This is a genomic window from Paraburkholderia sp. BR10954 (genome assembly GCF_040965775.1).
Lineage (GTDB): Bacteria > Pseudomonadota > Gammaproteobacteria > Burkholderiales > Burkholderiaceae > Paraburkholderia > Paraburkholderia youngii.
In genome coordinates, this window is the sequence record NZ_JBFRCK010000010.1 from 175,114 (window position 1) to 201,734 (window position 26,621).

The following is a 26,621-nucleotide window of genomic DNA, read 5'->3' on the forward strand; positions in this document are numbered from 1 at the left end:
CTTCACATCGTCTCCATTTCCCGCATCTGCCCCTGGCCGAAAAAACGTCCTAACTCCTTGGCCAGTTCGTTGAGCACGCCCATCTCCTTCTGTGAGATGCGGCGCGCCTCCTGCGTATGCGACCAGTCGCCGTAGAGCAGCGCGACGGTCTGTTCGGTTTCGTCGATGATCGGCAGCAGCACGAACGCGCGCGCGTCGTCGAACGAGCGCCGGAACCACTCGGGCAGCCGCGCGACCATCTTCGGATCGCGCGCATTCTCGATGAAGATGCCAACGGAGTTCGCGATCGCGAGATGAAACACATCGGGCTCGAACGCGGTGCTGAACGCGAGCTTCGGCAGCGCCGCGTCGATCTTCGGCCCGAAGCCGATGCGCGCCCTGAACGTGCCGTTGCTATGCTTGACGTAGACCACGGTGCGCGCGAAGCCGAGCGCCGCGAGCACGGTTTCGGCGGCCATCGCGAGCGCCGGCGCGAGCGGGCTGCCTTCGGGCAGGTCGCGCAGATCCTTCACCCCGACCTCGATGCGCGCCTCGGGCGTGAGCGCCTCGCGCGCGATCGCATCGGCATTGGCGCGCAGCTCGACGATTTCGCGCATCACGCTGTCGCCGCCATCCTCGCGCGCGAGCGCGACGCTCATCTGCAGCAGCACTTCGGGGTCGGTGTTCAGCGCGCTGCCGTACTCGCGCGCAAGCTCGCCGATGCGTGCCTCGCGTTCCCCCTCGGGCATGTTCTGCTGCGTGAGCACGTCGGCGACCGCGGTCGAGTAGTTGGTGATCGCGCGCAGCCACTGCACCTGGCGCGGTTGCGTCACGTCTTCCGGATCGAACTCGCCCATGCCGGAGCGGATCGTGTCGGGCAGGCGCCAGCGCACCGCGGCTTCGGCGCCGATTTCATCGAAGGTGACGCCGAGCACGAGCACGCACGCATCGGCTTCGAGTGCGCCGCCGTCGATATGGCGGCGAATCTGGTCCCACTCGGCGTCGAGATAGAACACGACCAGCAGCTTGCCGATCTGCCGCATCAGCGTGCAGACCACCGCTTCCTCGCCGGCGCGCAGGTCGCCGCGCTCGGTCAGCTTGCGCGCGACGCAGCCCGACAGCAGTGTGCGGTTCAATTCGAGTTTCGCGTCGATCCGGCGCGGCGCGCTTTGATGAAAGTGATCGACGATCTTCAGACCGACTACGAGGTGACCGACCGCATCCATGCCGAGCACCATCAGCGCGCGCGACACGGTCGTGATATTGCCGCCGAACGCCATGTACATCGCCGAGTTCGCGAGCCGGAGCACCTTCTGCGTGAGCGCGAAGTCCGACAGCACCACTTGCACGAGGCCGGTGAAGTCGAGGTCGTCGTTGGTCACTGCCGCCATGGTGGTGCGCAGCGATTGCGACAGCATAGGGAAATCGCCGCGCTCGCTCATTCGCGTCCAGAGCCGGTCGAGCACTGCCGCCTTTACCATGTGTGTCCCGCAAATGCCATACGTGTTCCAGTGAATGCCGTGCCGGTCGCAAGCCGGCTTGTTGCGCTGCCAGGGCGTCGTGTCCGCATCGCCCGTTATGCGCCGTGCAGCTGAAGCTCGCGCGTTTCGAAGCGCTGCGCGAGCTCTTCGGACGGCAGCGCCTTGCAGACGAGCCAGCCCTGAATGTGATCGCAGCCCATCTCGGTGAGCAGGGTGCGCTGCGCTTCCGTTTCGACGCCCTCGGCAACCAGTTCGAGATCGAGCGTCTGCGCAAGGCCGACGACCGCGCTAACGATTGCCTGATCGTTTCGCGAGGTTAGCAGATTCTCGACGAAACTCCGGTCGATCTTCAGCTTCGCGAGCGGAAAGCGCTGCAGGTACGCGAGGCTCGAATAGCCGGTGCCGAAGTCGTCGACGGCGAAGCGGATGCCCATCGCGGTCAGGTCTTCGAGCAAGCCCTTCGCGTGCGCCGGGTCGTGCATCAGCAGACTTTCGGTGATCTCGAACACGAGCCGGCGCGGATCGATGCCGGTCAGCTCGATCGCCTCGCGCACCGAGTCCTTGAAGCGCGGATCGCGAAACTGCTGCGGCGACACGTTGACGGCCACGTACTGCAGCGGAATGCCCTTCGCGTCCCACTGGATCAGCTGCATGCACGCGACCTTCATCACCCAGTTGCCGAGGAAGTTGATGAGCCCGATCGACTCCGCGAGCGGAATGAACATCGACGGCGGCACGAGGCCGTGCACCGGATGCGTCCAGCGGATCAACGCCTCGACACCGACCACGCCCCGCGTGCGGCTGCTCGTGATCGGCTGGAAGTGTAGCGAAAACTCGCCGTTGCGTACGCCGTCGTAGAGGTCGGCCTCGAGTTTCAGACGCTCGGCGTCGGCCGGGTTGTCGTCGGGCACGTAGAACGCGAGCGTGTTGCCGCCCGCGGCCTTTGCCTGCAACAGCGCGTGGTCGGCCCAGCGCAGCAGGTGCGTGTCGTGGCCGCCGGTGTCGTTGGCGTGGCGCACGTCCGGGTAGAGCGCGATGCCGATGCTGGCCGACAGGTGGACCTGCTGACCCTTGAAAACATACGGTTGCTGGATCGCGGTCAACAGACGCCGCGCCAGCGCTTCGGCGGCGGCCGCCGCGTCGGTGCGGCTCGCGGCCGGCTTCACGAGGATCGCGAATTCGTCGCTGGCGACGCGCGCGATGGTTTCGTTCGGGCTCGTCATGTTCAACAGGCGCCGCGAGGTGTCGCGCAGCATCTCGTCGCCGGCGTCGTAGCCGAGCGCGCGGTTCACCCGCTGATAGTCGTCGAGATCGAGCAGCAGCAGCGCGACCGGCGTGCCGTGCGCGTCGGCCTTCTGTTGTGCGTCGAGCAGCGCGTGCACCAGACCCGACTGGTTCGGCAGACTGGTCAGTCGGTCCAGATGCAGCGCCTGGGTCAGCCGCTCTTCGGTGGCGCGCCACGACGACACGTCGAAGCCGGCGATCGCGTAGCCATCGACGCCGTCGTGGTTGCTGCGCACGACCCGCAGTTCGACCGTGATCGGATAGGTCAGCGACTTGACGAGCCCGAGCGTCGCTTTCTCGACGTTGCCCGAGGCCGCCGCCTGCTTGAGCAGCGCATCGAGGCGCGGCACGTCGGCGGGCGCGACCAGATCGTGCAGCGTCGCGGTTTTCAGGTATTCGCGGTGATAGCCGATGAAGCGCAGGCTCGCATCGGACACGTAGATGAAGCGCAACGCATCGTCGACGTGCGCTAGCAGGTCGACCGCGCCGACCACCTGTTCCAGTGGAGGCGGGCGGTTGGCGCTGCTCGGCCGGTCGTCGTCCTCGCGCCGGCCGAACGCCCGCAGCCGGTCGATGACCGTGCGCAAGGAGCCCCGGCGGGGCGCGGTGATCGTGTTCGCTTCCATGTTCGTCGCTGGCAACCTGGGTTCGTCCGCGGGCGGAGCTGGTTGTCCGCCGGTCCGGGCGGCCGGGAGATAGCAGCCCGCCCTATCAGAACGAGATAACGACGCAAGCGGGGAAATCTTTAGCGGCGCGCGGAGAAAAACATCCGGTAAGGAGACGCGCGGTTCAGTCGCCGGGACGATTCGGTTAAAGTGACGCCAATTCGCGGCCGTTAATACGGCGAATCTCCCTTAATTTGGCGACGCTGATGGCGTCGCGCTGCGTAGACTTTCCGAACCTTGCACCGATGATCCATCTTCGAACGCTCCGTCATCAGGTCCGCCAGCGCCGCACGGCCCGTCCCGCGGGACGCCGAGGTGCGTGATGTCGTCGCCGGCGCGTCGGCCGGCTATCCTGAGCGCGGGGACCTGGACGCGGTCCCGCAGTATGTCTACGTCGGCCGCCAGCCGATTCTGGATCGCGATGGGGCGCTTCACGCGTACGAGCTGCTGTTCCGCGCCGGCACCTATAACTACGCCGAAATCAGCGACGACGCGCAGGCCACCGCGCAGGTGGTCGCGCGCACGATCGGCGGAATCGGCGTGCCGGCCGTGCTCGGCCAGCATCGCGGCTTCGTCAATATCGACCGCGCGCTGCTCTTTAGCGACATCGTCCATCTGATGCCGCCCGAGCGCTTCGTGCTCGAAATCCTCGAAACCGTGCGTTACGACGCTTCGCTCGCGCGTCGGCTCGACGAGCTGCACTGCGCCGGCTTCCAGGTCGCGCTCGACGACGTGCACGACCTGACCGACGAGCTGAGGGCGATGCTGCCATACGCCGACATCGTCAAGATCGACCTCCTGCAAACGCCGCGCCGCAAGGTCGCCGAGCTCGCGTCGGCCTTGCGCGGCTACGGCAAGACGCTGCTCGCCGAGAAGGTCGAATCGCGCGAGGACTTCGCGCTCGCGCACGAACTCGGCTTCGATCTGTTTCAGGGCTACTTCTTCGCGCGGCCGCAGGTGCTGGCCGCGCCGCGCAACCGCTCGCTGCGCCCGGGCCTATTGCGGTTGCTCGCGCTGCTGTCGCGCGACGCCGGCATCGTCGAGCTCGAGGCGGAGCTGAAGGTCAATCCGGGCGTGGTCGTGCAACTGCTGCGGCTCGTCAATTCGAGCGCGTTCGGCCTCGGGCGCAATATCGCGTCGCTGCGCGAGGCGATCATCGCGACCGGCACGCGGCAGATCGCGCGCTGGGCGCAACTGCTGCTGTACGCGGATACCGGCGACCTGCCGTGGCGCGCCGATCCGCTCGTGCAACTCGCCGCGACGCGCTCGCGCTTCATGGAGCTTGCCGCGAACTGGCTGCGTCCGGCCGACGGCGAATTCGCCGATGCCGCGTTCATGACCGGGATTTTCTCGCTGGTGCATATCGTGCTCGACAGCACCCCGGACGCGGTGCTCGAAAAGCTCGGCCTCGCGCCGCAGATCCGCGAGGCGATCGTCGCGCGCAAGGGCGAGCTGGGCGCGCTGCTGCTGATCGCCGAGGTCGCGGGCGAGGGCGGCGACGCGGCGCCGGTCGCGACGGCGGCGGGCTTCCACGCGCTGACGCCCGAGGTGCTGTCGCAGCTGAACCTGTCGGCGGCGGCGTGGTTCGGCGCGCACGTGGCGGAGCCGGACGCTTGATGCGCCGGGCCCGCGCGCCGCATCCTTTCGATTGGCTTGTGGTCCTGGCGGCGACCGACGCCGCGTGCGCATCCGTGGTCCAATAGAACGTTCAGCGACGGCCTGTGACGCCGGCCGAAGCTGTCTTCGATGGACGGGATCAACTGCGTGCGCTCACGCATGGAGGAGCAGATGAAGACAAAACACATACCGGCGGTATTGGCCGCCGTCATGGCGTTCGGATTCGCAATGCATTCGCCGCTCGCCTCGGCAACCCTGAAGCCCGGCGATACGGCGCCGGCGTTCACCGCCGAGGCCTCGCTCGGCGGCAAGACCTACACGTATTCGCTGGCCGATCAGCTGAAGAAGGGGCCGGTCGTGCTGTACTTCTATCCGGCCGCGTTCACGAAGGGCTGCACGATCGAGGCGCACGAGTTCGCCGATGCGGTCGACGAATACAAGAAGTACGGTGCGACGGTTATCGGCGTATCGCACGACAACATCGATACGCTGACGAAGTTCTCGGTCAGCGAATGCCGCAGCAAATTCCCGGTCGCGGCCGACGCCGACGCGAAGGTGATCGACGCATACGACGCGGCCATGCCGATGAAGGCCGGCATGGCGAATCGCGTGTCATACGTGATCTCGCCCGAAGGCAAGATCATCTACGAGTACACGAGCCTGCAGCCCGACAAGCATGTCGAGAACACGCTGAACGCGCTCAAGGAATGGGCTGCCGCGCACAAGGGGCAGTGAAGGGGCCGCGCGCGGCATCGCGCATTGCTAGTGTCACGCCCGTGCCAGGCTAAACCCATTTACCGGATGAGCTTGCGATGCCGATTCTCGTTGCGTTGATTGCGCTGGTCGCGCTGGGGTACGGCGCGGTACGCGCCTTCGATGCGCTGCGGGCCAGTTTCGGGCTGGCGGTGGCGGAAAGCGTGGCGGTCCTGGTTGCGTTGCTGATTGCCGGTGCGCTCGCTTACTGGCGGCAGCGGCGCCGCGAAGTCGCGCCGAACGTGCGCGACGGCGACTGGACGCACGAGCTGAAGGGCAGTTGGGGATTGGTGCGGCTCGCGGCGGGCAAGCGGCTCTGCGAGATTCGCGTCGGCGACGAGCAGGGCGCGTATATCTTCGCGGATCTGCTCGGCGCCGAAGCACAAGGCCGCGACGCGCAGGCGCGGCTCGCCGTGAAGGTCAATGACGCACGGCGCGGCGAGTGGCTCGTGCCGATGTCGAACGAGCGGGTGGCGCGCCGATGGCAGCGGATTTTCTCGCTGGCCATCGAGCAGAAGCTGTGAGCGCCACCTTCACGACATCATGACGAGGTCGACGCCGCGCCACCCGTGCGGCGCGCCTTTCTCGCCTCCCAGCGCAAGCGGATGCGATCCATGTACAGATACACGACCGGCGTCGTATAGAGCGTCAGCATCTGGCTGACGATCAGCCCGCCGACGATCGAAATACCGAGCGGCGCGCGCATCTCCGCGCCTTCGCCGCTGCCGAACGCGAGCGGCAATGCGCCGAGCATCGCGGCGAAGGTGGTCATCATGATCGGCCGGAAGCGCAGCAGACAGGCCTGGTAGATCGCGTCGCGCGAGGACAGCCCTTTGCGCGACGCGTCGATCGCGAAGTCCACCATCATGATCGCGTTCTTCTTGACGATGCCGATCAGCAGGATCACGCCGATCAGCGCGATGATGCTGAACTCGGTCTTGAACAGCAGCAGCGCGAGCAGCGCGCCGACGCCCGCGGACGGCAGCGTCGACAGGATCGTCAGCGGATGGATGTAGCTCTCGTACAGGATGCCGAGCACGATATACACCGCCGCGAGCGCGGCGAGGATCAGGATCGGCTGATCGGACATCGACTGCTGGAACGCCTGCGCGGTGCCCTGGAAGCTGCCGTGAATCGTGGCGGGCATGCCGATCTCGGCCATCGTGTCGTAGATCACCTGCGTGGCGGTGGACAGCGAGACGCCCGGCGGCAGGTTGAACGAAATCGTCGAGGCGACGAACTGGCTCTGGTGATTGACCGACAGCGGTGTGGTGCCCGGCCCGAAGCCGGCGATCGCCGACAGCGGCACCATCGTTTCCTTCGCGATCGACACCGGCGAGCCCGACGACGCGCTCGACTTGCCGCTCGCCGCGATCGAATTGATCGCCTGGTTGCGCGCGGAGTCGGCCGCGATGCTGGCCGCGCTCGTCGCGGTGGTGGCTGCGGTGCCGCCGGTTGCGGCGCCGCCGGCGGCCCCGCTCGTCGTGGCCGCCGTGCTGGTCGCCTTCGTTACAGTGCCGGCCGGCGCATTGGTGGTTTGCGCGCCGCTCGCGCTGCCGCCCGAGGTGCTGACGTAAATCTGGCTCAGCATTTCCGGGCTCTGCCAGTAGCGCGGCGCGACTTCCATCACCACGTGATACTGGTTCAGCGGGTTGTAGATCGTCGATACCTGGCGCTGGCCGAACGCGTCGTACAGCGTGTTGTCGATCTGCGAGGGCTTGATGCCGAGGCGCGCGGCGGTGGCGCGGTCGATCGTCACCATCGCCTCGAGACCGCCTTGCTGCTGGTCGGAGTTCACGTCCGCGAGTTCCTTGCGAGCCTGCAGCGCCTCGGTGAGCTTCGGCCCCCACTTATACAGATCGGGCGTCGAGTCCGCGAGCAGCGTGAACTGATACTGCGCGTTCGATTGCCGGCCGCCGACGCGGATGTCCTGCACCGCCTGCAGGAAGGTGCGCGCGCCGGCCACGTCGCCGAGCGGCGCGCGCAACTGCTGGATCACCTGGTCGGCGGACAGCTTGCGTTCGCTCTTCGGCTTCAGCGACAGGAACATGAAGCCCGAGTTGGTCTGCCGGCCGCCGGTGAAGCCGACCACGCTGTCGACCGCCGGGTTCTTGCTGACGATGTCCATCATCTGCGAGAACTTGCCCTTCATCGCCTGGAACGACGTGCTCTGGTCGGCCTGGATGCCGCCGATCATGCGCCCGGTGTCCTGCTGCGGGAAGAAGCCTTTCGGCACGATGATGTAGAGCGCGACGTTCATACCGATGGTCAGCAGCAGCACGAGCAGGATCAGCCGCGGATGCCGCAGCGCCCAGCCGAGCGTGCGCTCGTAGCCGCGCTGCATCGACGTGAAGCCGCGTTCGAGCCAGCGGCCGAGGCGGCTTTCCTGTTGCTTCTCGTGCGGCTCGCGCAGCAGGCGCGAGCACATCATCGGCGTGAGCGTCAGCGAGACGATCAGTGACACCGCGATCGCGAGCGACAGCGTCAGCGCGAACTCGCGGAACAGCCGCCCGACGATGCCGCCCATCAGCAGGATCGGCAGGAACACGGCGACGAGCGAGATGCTGATCGACATCACCGTGAAGCCGACCTCGCGCGCGCCGAGGAACGCGGCCTTCATGCGCGGCACGCCGTCTTCGATGTGGCGCGAGATGTTTTCGAGCACCACGATCGCGTCGTCGACGACGAAGCCGGTCGCGATGGTCAGCGCCATCAGCGACAGATTGTCGAGCGAGAAGCCCATCAGGTACATCGCGCCGAACGTGCCGATGATCGAGATCGGCACGGCGACGCTCGGAATCAGCGTGGCGCGCCAGTTGCGCAGGAACAGGAACACGACCATCACGACCAGCGCGACCGCGATCACGAGCGTGCGCTGGGTGTCTTTCAGCGACGCGCGGATCGTCGTGGAGCGGTCGGAGGTCGGCGAGATTTCGACGTCTGCGGGCAGCGATGCGTGCAGTTGCGGCAGCATCGCCTTCACGCGGTCGACGGTCTCGATGATGTTGGCGCCCGGCTGCCGGTACAGGATCACGAGCACCGCGTGCTTGCCGTTGAAGAGGCCGAGGTTGCGCAGGTCCTCGACCGAATCGACGACCTCGCCCATGTCGGAGAGTTTGACCGGCGCGCCATTGCGATAGGCGATGACCAGATCCTTGTACTGCGACGCCTTGGTGGCCTGGTCGTTGGTGTACAGCTGCACGCGGTTCTCGCCGAACTCGATCGCTCCTTTCGGGCTGTTCGCGTTGGCCGAGGCGAGCGCCGCGCGCACGTCCTCGAGGCCGATGCCGTAATGCGACAGCGCATGCGGCATCAGCTCGACGCGTACGGCCGGATTCGCCGAGCCGCTCACGTCCACTTCGCCGACCCCCTGCACCTGCGACAGCGACTGCTGCAGCACTGTGGCGGCCGAATCGTAGAGCTGGCCGGGCGTGCGCGTGCTCGACGTCAGCGCGAGAATCAGGATCGGCGCGTCGGCCGGGTTGACCTTGTGGTAGGTCGGATTGCTGCGCAGGCTCGCGGGCAGGTCGGCGCGCGCCGCGTTGATCGCCGCCTGCACGTCGCGCGCGGCGCCGTCGATGTCGCGGTTCAAGCCGAACTGCATCGTGATGCGCGTCGAGCCGACCGAGCTTTGCGACGTCATCTCGGTGACGTCGGCGATCGAGCCGAGATGCCGCTCGAGCGGACTCGCGACGCTGGTCGCGACGGTCTCCGGGCTCGCGCCCGGCAGCGTCGCCTGCACCGAGATGGTCGGGAAGTCGACCTGCGGCAGCGGCGCCACCGGCAGCTTGGTGAACGCGAACACGCCCGACAGCGCGATGCCGATCGCCAGCAGCGTGGTGGCGACCGGGCGGGAAATAAACGGACGCGACAGGTTCATCGCTCAGTTCCCTGCATCGGTCGCGGGCGGCGTGGCGCTACCGGACGAATCGCCGCGGCTAAAGCGCTCGCGCAGCCGGCGGCCGAGCGAATCGAACGCGAGGTAAATTACCGGCGTCGTGAACAGCGTCAGCAGCTGGCTCACGATCAGGCCGCCGGCGATCGCGATACCGAGCGGCCGGCGCAGTTCCGAGCCCGCGCCGGTGCCGAGCATCAGCGGCAGCGCGCCGAGCAGCGCGGCGAGCGTGGTCATCAGGATCGGCCGGAAACGCAGCAGACACGCCTGGTAGATCGCTTCGCGCGGCGGCTTGCCTTCCTCGCGCTCCGCGTAGAGCGCGAAGTCGATCATCATGATCGCGTTCTTCTTCACGATACCGATCAAAAGCACGATCCCGATGATGCCGATGATGTCGAGATCGTGGCCGGTGATCAGCAGCGCGAGCAGCGCGCCGACGCCGGCGGACGGAAGAGTGGACAGAATCGTGATCGGATGGATGAAGCTCTCGTACAGCACGCCGAGCACGATGTACATCGTGACGATCGCCGCGAGGATCAGGAACAGCTCGTTCGCGAGCGACGCCTGGAACGCCAGCGCCGCGCCCTGGAAGCGCGTCTGGAACGACGCGGGCAGGCCGATGTCCTTCTCGGCCTGTTCGATCGCCTTCACGGCCGCGCCGAGCGACGAACCCGGGGCGAGGTTGAACGACACCGTGGTGGCCGGGAACTGGCTCAGGTGCGTAACCAGCAGCGGCGCGGGCCGCTCGATGAACTTCGCGATCGACGACAGCGGCACCTGGCCGCCCGCCGACGTGGAAGAGGGCAGGTAGATGTTGTTCAGCGACGTGGTGTAGTGCTGCATCGTCGGCTGCGCTTCGAGAATCACACGGTACTGGTTCGACTGCGTGAAGATTGTCGAAATGATGCGCTGGCCGAACGCGTCGTACAGCGCGCTGTCGATCGTGGCCGGCGTGATGCCGAAGCGCGCGGCGGTCGCGCGGTCGATCTCGATGAACACCGAGCGGCCGTTGTCCTGCAGATCGGTCGCGACGTCCGCGAGTTCGGGCGACTGCTTCAGGCGCTCGACCAGCTTCGGCACCCACGTCGCGAATTCGCCGATGTTCGGATCGGTCAGCATGAACTGATACTGCGTCGGGCTGACCGTCGAGTCGATCGTCAGGTCCTGCACCGGCTGCATGTACAGCGACGCGCCCGGAATATGCGCGACGTCCTTCTGCAACTGGCGGATTACTTCGCTCGCGGTGCTGCTGCGGTCGTCGCGCGGCTTCAGGTTGATCAGCATGCGGCCGCTGTTCAGCGTGATGTTGCTGCCGTCCACGCCGATGAACGAGGTCAGGCTCTCGACGTCCGGGTTCTTCAGGATCTGGTCGGCGAGCGCCTGCTGACGCTCGGCCATCGACGCGAACGACACCGACTGCGGCATCTGCGTGATCGCCTGGATCACACCGGTGTCCTGCACCGGGAAGAAGCCCTTCGGTATGAACACGTACAGCAGGCCGGTCAGCACCAGCGTGAGGACAGCTACGACCAGCGTGGAGCGCTGACGGTTCAGCACCCAGGTGAGCGCGACCGCGTAGCGCGCGATCACCCAGTCGATGAAGCGGTGCGCCTTCGCCTCGAAGCGGTGACTGTCGTGCGGCGGCGTGTGGCGCAACAGTTTCGCGCACATCATCGGCACCAGCGTCAGCGACACGACCGCCGAAATGACGATCGTCACCGCGAGCGTGATCGCGAATTCATGGAACAGGCGGCCGACCACGTCGCCCATGAAGAGCAGCGGAATCAGCACCGCGATCAGCGAGACCGTCAGCGAAATGATCGTGAAGCCGATCTGCTTCGAGCCCTTCAGCGCGGCTTCGAGCGCACTGTCGCCTTCCTCGACATAGCGCGCGATGTTCTCGATCATCACGATCGCGTCGTCGACGACGAAGCCGGTTGCGATGGTCAGCGCCATCAGCGACAGGTTATCGAGCGAGAAGCCGCACAGGTACATCACGGCGAGCGTGCCGATCAGCGACAGCGGCACCGACAGGCTCGGAATGATCGTCGCGTAGATGTTGGCGAGGAACAGGTACATCACCAGCACGACCAGCACGACCGACATCGCCAGCTCGAATTGCACGTCGCGCACCGACGCGCGGATCGTCGTGGTGCGGTCGGTGACGACCTCGACGTCGAGCGCGGCGGGCAGCGACTGCTGCAAGCGCGGCAGCAGCGCCTTGATGCTGTCGACCACCTGGATCACGTTCGCACCCGGCTGGCGCTGCACGTTCAGGATGATCGCGGGCGTGTTGTCGACCCACGCGCCGAGCTTCGTGTTCTCCGGACCCGGCACGATGCTCGCGACGTCGGTCAGCATCACCGGGCGGCCGCTCTTGTATGCGACGACGGCGTTCTTGTACTCGTCGGCGTCGGTCAGCTGATCGTTCGAGTTGATGGTGTAGTTGCGCGTCGGGCCGTCGAAATTGCCCTTCGGCGTGTTGACGTTCAGGTTCGAGATGGTGGTGCGCAGATCGTCGAGATTCAGGCCGTACGCGGCGAGCGCGCGCGGGTTCGCCTGAATGCGGATCGCCGGGCGCTGCCCGCCCGACAGGCTCACGAGACCCACCCCCGCGACCTGCGAGATCTTCTGCGCGAGACGCGTGTCGGCGAGATCCTGCACCTGCGTGAGCGGCAGCGTTTTCGACGTGATCGCGAGCGTGATGATCGGCGCGTCGGCCGGGTTGACCTTCGCGTAGATCGGCGGCGCGGGCAGGTCGGAGGGCAGCAGGTTGCCCGCCGCGTTGATCGCCGCCTGGACTTCCTGCTCGGCGATGTCGAGCGGCAGATCGAGGCTGAATTGCAGCGTGATGATCGACGAGCCGGCCGAGCTTTGCGACGACATCTGGTTGAGCGACGGCATCTGCCCGAACTGCCGCTCGAGCGGCGCCGTTACGGACGACGTCATCACGTCCGGGCTCGCGCCCGGATAGAAGGTCTGCACCTGGATCGTCGGATAGTCGACTTCGGGCAGCGCGGACAGCGGCAGAAAGCGCAGCGCGACGAGGCCGACCAGCATGATCGCCGCCATCAGCAGCGCGGTGCCGACGGGACGCAGAATAAATGCGCGGGATGGATTCATGCGGTAAGTGCCGTGCCTTTACTTTATTGCGATGCTTGCTGCGCGCGCCGGCCGCGACGCGCTGGTGCGCCCGAGGCGGCCGCCGGAGCGCTCGCGCCGTGCGCGCCGGACGCGCCCCGCGGCCGCTCGGCCGGGATCGTGATTTTCGAGCCTTCGCGCAGCCGGTCCGAACCGTCGATCACGACGCGCTCGCCGACCGCGAGACCCGACTGGATGCTGGTGCGCTCGCCATCGACCGGGCCGACCTTGACCTGGCGCACGGTGACCGTGTCGTCGGGCTTCACGATGTACACGAAGGTACCGATCGAGCCGTTGAGCACCGCCGAGGTCGGCACGATCACCGCGTCCTTGATCGTATCGACGAGCAGGCGCGTGTTGACGAACTGGTTCGGGAACAGGCCGTTGTCCTTGTTCTCGAAGATCGCGCGCAGCTTGATCGTGCCGGTGGTCGTGTCGATCTGGTTGTCCATCGTCTTCAGCGAGCCGACTTCGAGCGGATGCGTGTTGCTGCGGTCGTACGCGGTGGCCGACAGCGACTCGCCGTTGCGCGTGTGCTGGATGATCTGCTGCAGATTGTCTTCGGAGGTCGAGAACACTACGCTGATCGGATCGAGCTGCGTAATCACGACGATGCCGTTGGCGAGGCCCGAGGTCACGTAGTTGCCCGGGTCGACCTGACGCAGACCGACGCGGCCCGACACCGGCGCGGTGATGCGCGCGTACACGAGGTCGAGCTTGAAGCTGTCGACGTTCGCCTGGTCGGCCTTCACCGTGCCTTCGTATTGCCGCACCAGCGACGCCTGCGTGTCGACCTGCTGGCTCGCGATCGAGTCTTGCGCGAGCAGCGTCTGATAGCGCTTGAGATCGAGACGCGCGGTGGCGAGCAGCGCCTCGTCGCGCACCAGCGTGCCCTCGGCGTTGCGCAGCGAAATCTCATACGGGCGCGGGTCGATCTGGGCCAGCACGTCGCCCTTCTTGACCATCTGGCCTTCCTTGAAATACACGTCCTGCAGCACGCCGCTCAGTTGTGGCAGCACCGTGACGGTGGCGAGTGGCGTGACCGTGCCGAGCGCGGTCAGCACGACCGGCATCTCGCCCTGCGTCGCGGCGGCGACGTGCACCGGTTGCGGCATGTTGGCCATCGCGTTCGGACCGCCGCCGCCGAGGCGGCCGCTGCGCGCGCCGCTCGCGGCACTCGGCGCGCTCGCCCCGCTGCCGGGGCTGCCCCACGGATGCCAGCGCCACAGTACGACGCCGAGCACGACCAGCGCCGCGACGATCAGCGCGACAGTGCGGCCGCGGTGGCGTTTCACCGCGCCGGGCGCGCTCGATTGCGCGCCGCTCGCGGACGGCTGGGAAGCGGCGGGGCGTTGGGTTTCCGGGTGCTTTTGTTGTTCGTCCATCGGTTCGGTCAGGTGGCTGGCTTTGTGATGTGAGCCGCCGATGCGGTCGCCGCCGTTCGAAAGACGGCGGGCCGGCATATGGGCGGCGTGTCAGGCGGTCGTGGCGGCGCGCGCCGCGCAATATTCAGCGCGATGCTATCCGAGGCGCGGGACAGAGATGTTAACGCAATGCGGAATCATCACGGATCGGCGAGGCCTTTTTGACGGCGCTCGCGGCTCGCGGCGCGGTCCCGCGACGGGATGCGTGATCGTACGTTGCGGTGTCTGTAACAGTCCAGCCGCGTATTTTTCGGTTAATTACGAAGGTTACAGGCTGTTGGCGAATTGCAGGGCAAGGGTGGGCGGGATGCCTTCGTCACTGCACAGACCGCAGGCGGCCGGCGCCGCGTTCGGTCTGCGCGGGGCGCCGGGTTGGCGCTCATTGCCGCCGCCCCGCTATTCGTCGAGCCGGCGCCCCGGCGTGCCGCCGATCTCAAGCACGATCTTGTCGATGCATTCGAGCAGCGCGGGTGCGGCGTCCGAGATCAGCCAGTCGCGCGGACACTGGTCGGCCGAGCCGCCGCAATTGACCGCGTAGCGCTCGCCCGACGGCCCGACGAAGCCGAGCGCGATCGCGTTCAGCCCGTTGTACCACTCGCCGGTGGCGATCGCGAAACCGCGTTCGAGCGTGTCCTGGATCGCATTGACGAGACGGCTGCCGATATAGCCCCAATCATCGCCCTCGGCCGTCTGCAGGCCGACGAGCAGGCGGTCGCGGTCCGCTTGCGCGAGCGCGGCGAGATACGCCCGGCCGACGGCGGTGCGCGTCAAGCTCATGCGTGAGCCGATTTCGAGTCGCGAGACGAGCACCGCCGAGCGCGGCCGGATCGCATCGATGACGACCATGTCGTAGCGGTCGCGCACCGCGAGATGCACCGACAACGCGGTGCGTTCCGCGAGTTCGATCAGGAATGGCCGCGCGCGCGAGCGGATGTCGAAGTTGCGCAGAAAGCCGTTGCTCAGTTCGAGCACCGACGAGGTCAGCACGAAGCGCTCGCTTTCGGGCAGTCGCAGCAGAAAACCGGTGCCCACGAGCGTCGCGGTGATGCGCGACACGGTGGGCTTCGGGATGCAGGTTAACTCGGCGAGTTCGCGATTGCTGAGCGGTGCGTGCGCGGCGGCGACGGCGCGCAATACGGTCAGGCCGCGCGCGAGCGCGGTGACTTCATCGCCCGGGCCGTCCCGGTCTTTGCTCGCGGGGGCTTTGGCGACGACGGCCTGGTTGGGTGTGGATCGGTTCATGCTTTTTTTGGAACGGTATTTCAGGTTGTTCGTTCGTTAACCTATTGACGACCGCCCGCGCCGGGCGGGGCATCTCCAAACCGGGGCATCCATTTCATTTATCTTGGGAAAATCATTGTATCGGAACAAATTGCCGATCGATGAGCGACTATATCTTTTTGCTTGACTTAGTCAGGATAACCATAAAAAATGGAACCTCATTTCGAAAGTCGCATCTTTTTAGCTGCATTTTGGTGCGCGCAAGCGGAAAAATCCCGGAATCCAGGATCGATTGCCCCGCCCAAGGCGCTTGCGCTTTTCGAAATACCTTCTCTCAGGTTCTAGCACGGCCCTCGGAATGGCTAGAACTTTTAAGGCGTCACGGCAACGTGACGCCTTTTTTTTGGGCTATAAAACCGTATAACATCTAATGTTAATGCACCGTAGTATTCCGCACGAGAAACTTCGCAAAAAATCGGCACCAAAATGCAGGCATTAGATCACGCCTTCTGAAATCTCAAGAGACTTCCGTCTCCGCCAAGAGGACGATGCGCAACAATTACCGGGCAAATTACCGTCTCGTTTAATCTCCGGTTGGTTGTGAATTTATTTGCAAACGCAAATGGTGAGAAAGTGCCATGCCGGCATAGCGCGGTTAAACGAATCATGCTCCGCATATTGAGCGATGTAAATACTTTCGATTTAAAAAGTAAATTATATAAAAATGAAAATCGACGCAATGAACGGATACTTCACGTAAGAAAAAAATGACGGCGATGCTCCCGGGTCTGACTGTCCTGCGCTCGTGCCGGCCTGCTATCTTGCCGTCCTTCGCCCGCTCGAGTTTCTTCTTTATCACGTCGGGATTTAATCTGTCGTACGGTCTCGGCGCAGAATATTTTTTATCAACTGCTTTAGCATATTTATCCGATTCACGTTATTACGCTAGCTCTGAGCGCTGCATTAATGGCTGTGAACTCCCACCCTTTCGACACTGAGCTGAGCAACATCGATTCAGCGCCGCCGATCGTGCACACCACGAGCGGTGTGGAGGTAGCCGTCAATGCGGCTTTACAGCTCCTGGTGTTGCAGGCGTGGAATTCCCTTTATTTGTCATTCAACATTCCGTCGCGGTTGTTGTCGACGCTGTCTTTTTCTTCTTGTTGTTTCCTGTGCTCGCGCAACGGCTGCTGTCGATGCGCTCCACGTCGGCGATGCTGATGGCGATGCGGGGCGGCAAGTCGTGGTGATTTTCCTTTGCGCGAGCGCGCTGCAAAACGCGTCGCCGCGCGTGACCGCCTGGACGAGACGGCTCGGCAATGTTTCGTTGTCGATCGCTACCTGATCCTGGTGCTGGTGGCCTCGGTGCTGTTTCAGGGAGCGGGCCGGAGACCCCGCGTGGCGCTCACGAACGGAATTGCGCAGTAAGACTTCGCCGGTCGCGGAGTGCGGATAGCACGAGTACCGACATGCCGCATATCGCGATCAGTGCGGTCAACGCGCTCCTCCCAGCCTGCACGAGCACCCAGCCGCCGACAGCCGGAAAGCCGAACGCACCGAGCGAGCAAGCGACGATGAACCATGTCAGCGCGGCGTGACGATGGATGGCACTGGAATGGTTGACGGCTTGTTCCTGGATCACGGGATAGGCGAGGCCGTAGCCGGTTCCGAACAGCACGGCGCTGGTCGGGTGAAAGAGCGTGTGATACGGAACGGCGAACATTGCTGCATTGCCAAGCAGCATCAACACGCCTCAGCGCGCCAGCAGCGAAACCGTCGCGATGCCGAGAATCGTCATGATCAGCGACGTGCTCACGTGAATCGCCACTTCGCCGGCCGCCCAGCCGAGCCGGCCGTCCTGCAGGCGCTGCACGACTTCCGCGGAGAACGTCGAGAACGTCGACAGCCCGCCCATCAGACCGGTGATGACGAACAGCCGCCATTCCGGCGAGAGCTGGGGCACCCGCGCGAAGCCCGCGACCGCCACACCGATGATGTAGCCGGCGATCACGTTGGCGGCGAGCGTGCCAAGCGGCAGGTCGCTAAAGACCGGGTTCAGTCGAAAGCCGAGGAACCAGCGAAACAGCGAGCCGAGTGCGCCGCCAATCGCGACAGCGAGAAAAGACCAATACATGGAAGAGGATCGAACCGGAAACGTCGACAAACCGGTTGATGCGGGCGAATTGATGCCGCGTCCGCATAACCGGGCGTAGCAGGCATCATCAGCCCCATGGGCGGTTAATGGAGAATGCCATCTCCAGCCGCGAAGTCTAGCATCGGCGCGCGGATTTTGGGGACAGGCATCTGGCCCGCGACTCTCCGCGCCTCTCGCCGCGTCTCTTCCGTTCTCCGCGAGCGCCGACCTCGTTCACTCCGGCGTCGCCGAAATCTTGTGAATCGACAGATCGGCGCCGTTGTATTCCTCTTCCTGGTCGAGCCGCAGGCCGACCGTCATGCGGATCGCACCGTACACGACCGTGCCGCCGAGCCCCGACACGACGATCCCGCCGAGCGTGCCGATGATCTGCGAGGCGAACGACACACCGCCCAGCCCGCCGAGCGCGTGAGCGCCGAAGATGCCGGCCGCGATGCCGCCCCATGCGCCGCACAGGCCGTGCAGCGGCCACACGCCGAGCACGTCGTCGATACGCCAGCGGTTCTGCACGCAGGTGAACATATAGACGAACAGCACGCCGGCGATGCCGCCCGTCACCAGCGCGCCAAGCGGATGCATGATGTCCGAGCCCGCGCACACCGCGACGAGCCCGGCGAGCGGGCCGTTGTACGTGAAGCCCGGGTCGTTGCGGCCCGCGAACCACGCGCTCAGCGTGCCGCCGACCATCGCCATCAGCGAGTTGACCGCGACGAGGCCGCTGATCTTGTCGAGGGTCTGCGAGCTCATCACGTTGAAGCCGAACCAGCCGACCGTCAGCACCCATGCGCCGAGCGCGAGAAACGGAATGTTCGACGGCGGATGCGCGGCGATGCCGCCGTCGCGGTGATAGCGGCCGTGGCGCGCGCCGAGCAGCAGCACGGCCGGCAACGCGACCCAGCCGCCGAACGCGTGCACCACCACCGAACCCGCGAAGTCATGGAACGGCGCGCCGAACGCCTGCGTGAGCCAGTCCTGAATGCCGAAACGGTCGTTCCACGCGATGCCTTCGAAGAACGGATAGACGAAGCCGACCAGCACGAACGTCGCGAACAGCTGCGGGTTGAACTTGGAGCGCTCGGCGATTCCGCCCGACACGATCGCGGGGATCGCGGCGGCAAACGTCAGCAGGAAGAAAAAGCGCACGAGCGCATAGCCGTTGTGCTGGGCGAGCGTCGCGGCGCCGTCGAAAAACTGCACGCCGTAGGCGATCGTGTAGCCGATGAAGAAGTACGCGATCGTCGACACCGCGAAGTCCACCAGAATCTTGACCAGTGCATTGACCTGGTTCTTCTTGCGCACAGTGCCGAGCTCCAGGAAGGCGAATCCTGCGTGCATCGCCAGCACCATGGCGGCGCCGATCAAAAGAAACTCGGTATCGGCGCCGTATTTCAGACTTTCCATCGATATGTCCCGCTTGTGCCAAAAAAGTGCGCTATGCGAGCAAGAAGTGGGCCATAGTCGTGCTGGCCGCGTCGGCCCGGTGCAACCGGGCACCGGGATGGGAAGCCGGATGGTTTCGAGCGATGCGCCGTCCGAGCGCGCCATGCACCCGAACAGAGAAGCGAGGCACAGAGAAAGTGCATAAATCGTCACGGCTACGCAGGCTGACCCAGAAAAGGGCGAAATATTCGATTTAAATTACATGTTTATTCGGAATCCTGACGCAGCGAGATGCTGTCGATGCCCAATCCTGGCGCGCAATCGAGCGGCGGGGGGGGTACGGTGGTCGACGGGTTCGTGTCCCTCTTTGTTTTCCCGCGCAAACGCCGACATAATGTGCCGACTCCGTGCACGATCCGCCGGCCAACCCCTCCCATGGGCCCGCATGAGACTGACCACCAAAGGCCTGTTGCTGATCGCGATTCCGGCCGTTTTCGAACTCGCGCTGCTCACTGGCGTCGTGAAGGCGCAGGTCGATGCGACGATGGCCGAGCGTCAGGCGATGCATACCGAGGAGGTGCTGCGCCAGAGCACGGCGATTCTCGATCCGGTGCTGTCCGAATCGGTCGCGCTGCGCGGCGCGGTACTTGCCAACGACGCACGCTTCACGACCCCGATCGCAGTATGGATGGACGTCGACCGGCGCATCGACGAGCTCGTCGATCTCGTCGGCGACAATCCCGCGCAAGTCGAGCGCGTGGTCGAGGTGCGCCAGGCGGTGCAGGCATACCGCCAGTGGTCCGACCGCATCCAGGATATGCTGCGCGCCGGGCGGCGCGCCGAGATTCTCGCGCGCTTCCACGATCTCGCCCAGGCCGACGTGCTCGATCATTTCCGCTTGCAGGTGAGCGCGTTCCAGGCCGAGGAGCGCCGTCTAGACATGTCGCGCTCGAATGCCGTCGCCGCCGTGCGCGAGCGCGAACAAACGCTGATCGTCGCGGCCGCGTTGGGCTCGCTGCTGTTCGTCGCGCTCGCCATCGGGATCTTCACGCGCGGCGTGCGCGGCCGGCTCGCGCTGCTGTCCGACAACGCGGGCAGGCTTGCCGGCAACGAGCCGCTCGCGCCGCTCGGCGCGGGTCGCGATGAAATCGCGCGGCTCGATCTGACCTTGCACGAGACGAGCCGCCGTCTGCTCGAAGCCGAGCGCATCGAGGCGCGTTTTCACGCGGACCTCGAACGCCGCGCCGCCGAGCTTGCTCGCATCAACGAGACGCTGCGCCAGCAGACTCAGGAAAACGAAATGTTCATCTACAGCGTGTCGCACGATCTGCGCGCGCCGCTGGTGAACCTGCAGGGATTTTCGAAAGAGCTGATTCGCGCCTGCGACGAGTTGCGCGACGCGGTGCGCGGCTCGTCGCTCGCGACCAGCACGCGCGAGCGGATCGAGCGGATCGTCGACGAGGACATTGGCGAGGCGCTGCACTATCTGCAGACCGCGGTGATGCGCGCGTCGCACATCATCGACGCGCTGCTGCGGCTGTCGCGCGTCGGGCGTGTCGAGTACCGGCGCCAGAAGGTCAATGTGCGCGACATCGTGCAGCGCGTCGTCGATGCGATGCAGGGGTCGATCCGCGTGCGGCGCGCGCGCGTGACGGTCGGCGAACTGCCCGCGGTATGGGGCGATCCGACCGCGCTCGAGCAGATCTTCGCGAACCTGATCGGCAACGCGGTCAACTATCTGGACCCGGCGCGCGAGGGCCGCGTCGAAATCGGCACGACGCCCGCGCCGCCGGGCGTGCATTCGCTGCGAATCTTCTACGTGCGCGACAACGGCCTCGGCATCCCGGCGATCGCGCTGCCGCGGCTGTTCACCGCGTTCCAGCGCCTGCACGGCAACGCGGCGGCCGGCGAGGGCATTGGCCTCGCGCTCGTGCGGCGGATGGTCGAGCGGCACGGCGGGCGAGTGTGGGCGGAATCGAAGGAGGGGGTGGGTACGACGTTCTATCTGTCGCTGCCAGAGGCGGCGGGTGCCGCGGGCTCGGAACCGGCCGCGGCTGGCGCGCCAGCGCTCGTCGTGGCGGCTCCGGCTCCGGCTCCGGCTTCGGCGGCGCGCGGTGCGCTCGAGGGCGCGCAGGGCGCCGCGGGGGCAGGCCTTAGCGCCGGAACCGGGTTGCCCGCACCTTCGATCGATGCGGTGCGAGGAATCACTGCGCGGTAGGGGCGCTCGATCGTGCGTGCGGTGCGGGTGGCGCCCGCCCGTTCCTCAACCGGCGAAAATCCGTCGCCGCTTCAGCAGTCTCCGGCCGCGCACCGACCAGTAGCAACTGCAAGCCAGCAGCACGGCGATGCCGGCGGACGACTCGGCCGGCGTTGGCCGAACGCCGGCAATCCCTTCGACGGCAAACAGGCCATTCGTGACAGCCAGCAGCGCCACCCACAGCGCGCACGCGGCCTGCATCAGCAAACGGGTTCCCTTCATATGCCGGGCACGGGAGTCGTGCGACCAGGTGGGCGGCCGGCGCGCACAGAAGAAGACGATCACCATCAGCATGATGACGAGGGTGACTATCCAGTCGATCAGTTTCATCGAAACAGCACTCCCTAAAAGCAGCCGCGACTATAGGGAGGTGTTTCGTCTACAACCGTCGGAAGATTCTGAAATGTGGGAGAGCGTTGAACGATGTCGAGGCGAGCGCCGCTGCATGCCGATGCCCGCTGCAGGATTGCATCAATCCTCGCAGGGTTCAGAATCGAATCCCGCCTTGGCCAAGCCTTCCGTGAAGACGGCAAGGTTTTCGTCGCGGCGGATCGGCATCCAGTCGGTCAAGTTGCCGAGGCGCAAGTCGGGAATCAGCTCGCGTAAGCGAATCGCAGCTCGTCGAGCTTCCGCTGGTTTGCCGAGCCAGGCCTGACTCGCGGCGAGCGTTGCGTAGGCCAGGCCGAAACTCGGCAAATCCCGGATGGCTTTCTCGGCCCACAGAGCGGCTTCGACGAAGTTGCCCATGAACAAATGCGCCGCCGACAAGCCGAACTGCATCCGATAACGCTCTGGATCCAACGGGCTCAATTGCATCGCGTGGGCAAATTGCCTGATCGCCTGTTCAGTTTCGCCATGCCACAAGCGGAGAAATGCGCCGAGAAACCACGCGGCGGCAAGATTGGGATTCAATTCGAGCGCCCGATCCAGCAAGGCGATACCTTCGGGCAGGTCGCCGGCCAGATGCGATAGCGCATGACCGCTGCGCGCGAGAGCGACGGCGTCGTACTTGCCCAACTCCACGGCACGACGCGCCCACTCGGAGCCTTCCGCCATTTCTCTTGGGCGATCGTGCATCCAGCCATTGACCTTGCGCCAGCAATGACACCAGGCCGCCATCGCGTACGCCGATGCAAGCTCAGGGTCGCACGCAAATGCGCGCTGAAATGACGGCAACGCTTCGTCGATCGCTTCGCGGCTGCCTCGATGAAGCTGCGCCATGCCACGCAGGTAGTAGTCGTACGCACGCAGACTTTCGGTCGGTTTGAACCGCGCGCGAGCGATCTCGGCCTGTTCGACCTGCGGCGCAATCGCGCCGACCACACTGTCGGCGATCTGGTCCTGGAACTCGAAAATATTGTCGAGCACGCCTTCGAAGCGGCCAGCCCAATGGGTCGCGCCGGTGCCCGCATCGACGAGCTGGCCGGTGATGCGAACGCGGCCCTGTGCCTGCCGCCAACTGCCTTCGAGCACATAGCGCACGCCGAGCTCTCGCCCGATCTGCTTCACATCCACGTTGCGATGCTTGTAAGTGAAGCTCGAGTTGCGCGCGACGACGAACAACCAGCGGTATCGCGACAGCGCGGTGATGACGTCCTCGATCACACCGTCGGCCAGGTAGTCCTGCTCCGGGTCACCGCTGAGATTGACGAAAGGCAGGACGGCGATGGAAGGCTTGCTGCCCTGCGCCGCATCCGGCGATGACGTCTCGATCGGCGTCGATGTTTTCTCGCGGGCCTGATCCGATGCCGGATGCTCGATGACGTCGGCGACAAACCGGAATCCTTTGCGCGCCAGGGTTTTGATCACCCGCTGCTGCTGACCGTCATCGCCGACCGCGCTGCGCGCGGCGTTCACGTGGCTGGCCATGGTGGATTCGGAAATCACGCGTCCGTCCCACACTGCATTGATCAACTCATCGCGGCCCACGACCCGGTTGCGATGGCTCGCCAGATAAACCAGCAGATCGAACACTTTCGGCGTCGTGGCGACCGCCTGGGAAGCGCGGCGCAGGTCGCGACGCTCCAGGTCCAGCGTGCAGTCAGCGAAAACCCATTGCATTGGGGACTCCAGGACGAGAAAGCCGCCAGGTATGCGCTACCCGGCGCGCTGATGAAGCGAATGGAGGAATTTTGGACGGAAATACAAGGCGCAGACAAAGCGGCGCCGGCGGCTGGAAATGATACTGCACCCATCGGATCAAGCAGCAAGCACTTCGTCAACCGAACCGGAGGGAGTGGAACATGAAAGTGGTCGTCATTGGTGGCAGCGGACTGATCGGCTCGAACGTGGTGCGGCGGCTTCGCCGCGATGGTCACGACGTGGTGGCCGCATCCCCGTCGACCGGGGTGGACTTGATGACGGGCGACGGGTTGGCGAAAGCGCTCGAAGGCGCGCATGTCGTCGTCGATGTCGCCAACGCGCCGTCCTTCGAGGACGAGGCCGTGATGAGCTTCTTCCAGACGGCGGGGCGCAACCTGTTGGCCGCCGAACACGCGGCGGGCGTCGAGCACCATCTTGCTCTGTCCGTCGTGGGCACCGAACGCCTGCAGCAAAGCGGGTATTTTCGCGCCAAGGCTGCGCAGGAGACGCTGCTCAAGGCGTCGCCCGTCCCGTACACGCTGCTGCGTGCCACCCAGTTCTTCGAATTCGTCGGCGGCACCATCGAGGCCAGCGCCCAGCGAGGCGAGGTGCGCCTTTCGCCCGCGCTGATCCAGCCGGTCGCCGCCGATGACGTCTGCGCAGTCCTCGCCGATCTTGCGGTGGGGATGCCGCTGAACGACATGACCGAACTCGCCGGTCCGGACCGCTTCCCACTCGACGAACTCGCTCGCAAGTTCCTCGCCGCGCACAAGGATCCACGCACCGTGATCGCCGATGTCCACGCTCGCTATGTCGGCGCAGAGCTGGACGACCGAACCCTGGTCGCCGGCGGCGGTCATCGCATCGGCCCGACGCGCTTCCACACCTGGCTCAGCCGCTCCGTCGCGACGGACTGAACCGCATTCCCGCAACGTTTCTCCTTTCTCCAACCGCACAAAGGACATGCCGTGACCCAGCGCATCGACTACCAGCAGCAATCCCCGGAACTGTTCAAGAAGTTCGTCGAGTTCAGCCTCGTGCTCAAGAGGTCCGCAATCGAGGAAACCATCCGCCATCTCGTCGACATCCGCGCGTCGCAGCTCAACGGCTGCTCGTTCTGCGTCGACATGCACGTGAAGGAGGCCACGATCCATGACGAGCGTCCGTTGCGCCTGCATCACGTGGCCGTGTGGCGCGAGTCCAATCTGTTCACGCCGCGCGAGCGTGCCGCTCTAGCCTGGACCGAGGCGCTGACTCAGATTTCGCCGCTAGGTGTGAGCGATGAACTCTACGATCGCGTGCGGACCCAGTTCTCGGAGAAGGAGTTGTCCGACCTGACCTTCCAGGTGATGTCGATCAACGCGTGGAATCGGGTCAACATTGGCTTTCGCATCCCGCCGGGCATCTACGACAAAGCCTTTGGCGTGGACAAGTCGGGCCTCGCCTGAGCGACGCGCAACGGAGCACCGTCATGCATAGTTCCAGATGGCTGATCGCATCGCTGCTGCTCGCAGCGGGCGCCGCACACGCGCACGAGCCGCTGCAAGCGCAAGTTACGCCGCTGATGACCAGGGCGCTGGAAGACTATCCGGGCAAGGAAGTCACGGTGCTCTCTGTCGAGTATCCGCCCGGCAGTGCGGACCCGGTGCATCGGCATGATGCACACGGCTTCATCTATGTGCTGGAAGGCTCGATCGTGATGGGCGTGCGCGGCGGCCAGACCGTCACGCTGAAGCCGGGCCAGACCTTCTACGAAGGGCCGAACGACGTGCACACGGTCGGGCGCAATGCCAGCAAGACCAAGCCGGCCAAATTCCTGGTTTTTCTGCTGAAGGATGCGGCGCAGCGATACTGACGCCGGCGAATTAACTGGCTCGGTGATATTCGCGCAACGGCGATTCAGGCGAGCAGCGGCTCGGCGAAATGCCGAACCGCTGCTTTCTTCGCTTACGCAGCGAAGTCGGTCGATGAAGACAGCTGTTTCCACGCTTCCGTTTCCTCGCCCGGCGATGATCGCATTGGTCGACGCGGGGTTGTGGTTCAGTTGCATGGCCTTGCGGCGAACCGCATCCGAGGTTTCGTCGTAATCGTCGATGGCTCGCCGGGGTGACTCGAAGCGGCCGCGCGGCGCAACGGCGGTATCATGGGCACATCTTCGCAAGTGCGAGCCGCTCGGTGCGGCTCCTTCTGATCATGATTTCATCTGTTTCCTCATCCTTATTGCGCCGCGCGGCGGTCGTGGTCTTCGTGTTCGGCGCGCTGGCCGCGTGCCAGAAAAACGACGCTTCGGCCGGCCAGGTCGCGGGCAAGCTCAACGACGCCGCGCAGCTTGCCGGTCAGAAGCTCGATCAGACCGCGAGCTACGTCGGCCAACAGGTCACCGCGACCAAGGACGCCGCGCAGCAGAACCTCGACTCGGCCTCCGCGCCGTCGATCAGGATCGACCCGGCCGCGCTCGCGTCGAGCGCGCAGGCCAACCTGCAGAACGCGGCGAGCGCGGCCAACGCGCAGCTCGGCAGGGCCGCGTCGATCACGGGCCAGGGCCTCGAAACGGCGGGGCGCAAGCTGCAGGCGTGGTCGGCGCAAAATGCGAGCTCGTCGGCTTCGTCGAGCGCATCGACCGAGTCCGCCGACGCGCAGAAGCAGATGGACAAATGATCCGCGCGCGGTTCGATCCGGCTTTCGCCGTTTGACTTTGGAGGTATATGTAATTACGATGGTTACACATTGTCGTTGCGGGACGGATCTGCCGTGAACATGAGTAGCCGGTTTGCCTTTGCCGTGCATGTGCTCGCATTGCTGTCGTTACAGGGCGGCGTGCCGTTGTCGTCGGAGATGATCGCGGGCAGCGTGAACACGAATCCCGCGCTGATCCGCCGGCTTCTGGCCATGCTCTCGGAGGCCGGCCTCACCACGTCGCAGATGGGAGCCGGTGGCGGCGCGTTGCTCGCACGGCGGCCGGAACAAATCACGCTGCTAGACGTCTATCGCGCAGTGGAGGACGCGCAGTTGTTCGCGTTGCATCGCGAGGAGCCGAATCCCGCGTGCATGGTGGGGCGCAATATCCAGAGCGTGTTGAGCGGGATCATCGACGAAGCGCAGCAGGCGATGGAAGCGGCGCTGGCCGCGCGCACGCTCGCCGATGCGACCGCCGACGTGGTCCGCTCGGAGAAGCATCGCGAGCGCAAGCGCCGGGCTTGGCGGTGACTAACCAATGAACGGGGTGAGAGCCCCGCTTTTTTTCTCGTTATATGTAACTATCGCTGTTACATATAAGACAACCTGAG

General features: G+C 65.2%; 20 protein-coding genes, 1 pseudogene and 1 riboswitch. Of the genes and pseudogenes, 10 read left to right on the plus strand and 11 right to left on the minus strand.

The features are described from left to right. Nucleotides 1-2: 2 nt before the first annotated feature. Nucleotides 3-1,460 (minus strand): HDOD domain-containing protein, encoded by a 1,458-nt coding sequence (locus tag AB4Y34_RS16975; RefSeq protein WP_368598445.1) that lies wholly within the window; start codon nt 1,458-1,460, stop codon nt 3-5. Between the two features lie 95 nt (nt 1,461-1,555). Beyond that, nucleotides 1,556-3,385, minus strand: a complete 1,830-nt coding sequence (locus AB4Y34_RS16980; RefSeq protein WP_368716678.1) for a putative bifunctional diguanylate cyclase/phosphodiesterase — start codon at nt 3,383-3,385, stop codon at nt 1,556-1,558. A gap of 339 nt (nt 3,386-3,724) precedes the next feature. Here AB4Y34_RS16980 and AB4Y34_RS16985 point away from each other — a divergent pair, with 339 nt between their 5' ends. The 3 genes from AB4Y34_RS16985 (at nt 3,725) to AB4Y34_RS16995 (ending at nt 6,303) form a co-directional block, all read left to right on the plus strand. Further along, complete coding sequence (locus AB4Y34_RS16985; RefSeq protein ID WP_176378031.1) at nt 3,725-5,026, plus strand: EAL domain-containing protein; 1,302 nt, start codon at nt 3,725-3,727, stop codon at nt 5,024-5,026. Nucleotides 5,027-5,197: 171 nt separating this feature from the next. After that, a complete protein-coding gene (locus AB4Y34_RS16990; protein ID WP_176108949.1) occupies nt 5,198-5,761 on the plus strand; it encodes a peroxiredoxin in 564 nt (187 codons plus the stop codon). A 77-nt stretch (nt 5,762-5,838) separates the two neighbouring features. Then, the gene (locus tag AB4Y34_RS16995) at nt 5,839-6,303 is read left to right on the plus strand and encodes a hypothetical protein (RefSeq protein WP_368716679.1); all 465 of its coding nucleotides are present in this window, start codon (nt 5,839-5,841) and stop codon (nt 6,301-6,303) included. 17 nt (nt 6,304-6,320) lie between these two features. Here the strand turns inward: AB4Y34_RS16995 and AB4Y34_RS17000 are convergent, their stop codons facing one another. The 4 genes from AB4Y34_RS17000 to AB4Y34_RS17015 all read right to left on the minus strand — a co-directional run bounded on the left by AB4Y34_RS17000 (nt 6,321) and on the right by AB4Y34_RS17015 (nt 15,481). After that, nucleotides 6,321-9,659 carry an efflux RND transporter permease subunit gene (locus AB4Y34_RS17000; RefSeq protein ID WP_176378029.1) on the minus strand — a complete coding sequence of 1,113 codons (3,339 nt, stop codon included), beginning with the start codon at nt 9,657-9,659 and terminating at the stop codon, nt 6,321-6,323. 3 nt (nt 9,660-9,662) lie between these two features. Next, the gene (locus AB4Y34_RS17005; protein ID WP_368716680.1) at nt 9,663-12,797 is read right to left on the minus strand and encodes an MdtB/MuxB family multidrug efflux RND transporter permease subunit; all 3,135 of its coding nucleotides are present in this window, start codon (nt 12,795-12,797) and stop codon (nt 9,663-9,665) included. 23 nt (nt 12,798-12,820) lie between these two features. Continuing rightward, complete coding sequence (locus AB4Y34_RS17010; protein ID WP_176378027.1) at nt 12,821-14,200, minus strand: MdtA/MuxA family multidrug efflux RND transporter periplasmic adaptor subunit; 1,380 nt, start codon at nt 14,198-14,200, stop codon at nt 12,821-12,823. Nucleotides 14,201-14,635: 435 nt separating this feature from the next. Then, nucleotides 14,636-15,481 carry an IclR family transcriptional regulator gene (locus AB4Y34_RS17015; RefSeq protein ID WP_368716681.1) on the minus strand — a complete coding sequence of 282 codons (846 nt, stop codon included), beginning with the start codon at nt 15,479-15,481 and terminating at the stop codon, nt 14,636-14,638. Between the two features lie 1,073 nt (nt 15,482-16,554). On the opposite strand from AB4Y34_RS17015, the gene AB4Y34_RS17020 reads away from it, so the two are divergent. Continuing rightward, nucleotides 16,555-16,710, plus strand: coding sequence for a hypothetical protein (locus AB4Y34_RS17020; RefSeq protein WP_368716682.1), 156 nt, complete (start codon nt 16,555-16,557; stop codon nt 16,708-16,710). Nucleotides 16,711-16,865: 155 nt separating this feature from the next. Here AB4Y34_RS17020 and AB4Y34_RS17025 read toward each other — a convergent pair whose 3' ends face one another. From AB4Y34_RS17025 to AB4Y34_RS17035, 3 genes are all read right to left on the minus strand, one after another. Continuing rightward, nucleotides 16,866-17,204 (minus strand): hypothetical protein, encoded by a 339-nt coding sequence (locus AB4Y34_RS17025; protein WP_368716683.1) that lies wholly within the window; start codon nt 17,202-17,204, stop codon nt 16,866-16,868. Nucleotides 17,205-17,213: 9 nt separating this feature from the next. Then, the gene (gene crcB, locus AB4Y34_RS17030; protein WP_176108943.1) at nt 17,214-17,594 is read right to left on the minus strand and encodes a fluoride efflux transporter CrcB; all 381 of its coding nucleotides are present in this window, start codon (nt 17,592-17,594) and stop codon (nt 17,214-17,216) included. 72 nt (nt 17,595-17,666) lie between these two features. Continuing rightward, nucleotides 17,667-17,728, minus strand: a riboswitch (Fluoride riboswitch). 100 nt (nt 17,729-17,828) lie between these two features. Beyond that, complete coding sequence (locus tag AB4Y34_RS17035; protein WP_176120063.1) at nt 17,829-19,016, minus strand: ammonium transporter; 1,188 nt, start codon at nt 19,014-19,016, stop codon at nt 17,829-17,831. A gap of 424 nt (nt 19,017-19,440) precedes the next feature. On the opposite strand from AB4Y34_RS17035, the gene AB4Y34_RS17040 reads away from it, so the two are divergent. Then, nucleotides 19,441-21,213 carry an ATP-binding protein gene (locus tag AB4Y34_RS17040; protein WP_368716684.1) on the plus strand — a complete coding sequence of 591 codons (1,773 nt, stop codon included), beginning with the start codon at nt 19,441-19,443 and terminating at the stop codon, nt 21,211-21,213. A gap of 45 nt (nt 21,214-21,258) precedes the next feature. Here AB4Y34_RS17040 and AB4Y34_RS17045 read toward each other — a convergent pair whose 3' ends face one another. Continuing rightward, entirely contained in the window at nt 21,259-21,582 is a 324-nt protein-coding gene (locus AB4Y34_RS17045) for a hypothetical protein (protein ID WP_176378023.1), read from the minus strand. 141 nt (nt 21,583-21,723) lie between these two features. Continuing rightward, nucleotides 21,724-23,313 carry a winged helix-turn-helix domain-containing tetratricopeptide repeat protein gene (locus tag AB4Y34_RS17050; protein ID WP_368716685.1) on the minus strand — a complete coding sequence of 530 codons (1,590 nt, stop codon included), beginning with the start codon at nt 23,311-23,313 and terminating at the stop codon, nt 21,724-21,726. A gap of 182 nt (nt 23,314-23,495) precedes the next feature. Between AB4Y34_RS17050 and AB4Y34_RS17055 the strand changes: the two genes are divergently transcribed. The 5 genes and pseudogenes from AB4Y34_RS17055 (at nt 23,496) to AB4Y34_RS17075 (ending at nt 26,541) form a co-directional block, all read left to right on the plus strand. Then, nucleotides 23,496-24,251, plus strand: coding sequence for an SDR family oxidoreductase (locus AB4Y34_RS17055; RefSeq protein WP_368716686.1), 756 nt, complete (start codon nt 23,496-23,498; stop codon nt 24,249-24,251). A gap of 51 nt (nt 24,252-24,302) precedes the next feature. Continuing rightward, nucleotides 24,303-24,782, plus strand: a complete 480-nt coding sequence (locus AB4Y34_RS17060; RefSeq protein ID WP_176378020.1) for a carboxymuconolactone decarboxylase family protein — start codon at nt 24,303-24,305, stop codon at nt 24,780-24,782. Between the two features lie 23 nt (nt 24,783-24,805). Continuing rightward, a pseudogene (locus AB4Y34_RS17065) lies at nt 24,806-25,203 on the plus strand (cupin domain-containing protein). A gap of 324 nt (nt 25,204-25,527) precedes the next feature. Next, the gene (locus AB4Y34_RS17070; RefSeq protein ID WP_368716687.1) at nt 25,528-25,992 is read left to right on the plus strand and encodes a hypothetical protein; all 465 of its coding nucleotides are present in this window, start codon (nt 25,528-25,530) and stop codon (nt 25,990-25,992) included. 93 nt (nt 25,993-26,085) lie between these two features. Further along, nucleotides 26,086-26,541 (plus strand): Rrf2 family transcriptional regulator, encoded by a 456-nt coding sequence (locus tag AB4Y34_RS17075; RefSeq protein ID WP_368716688.1) that lies wholly within the window; start codon nt 26,086-26,088, stop codon nt 26,539-26,541. Nucleotides 26,542-26,621: the final 80 nt, after the last annotated feature.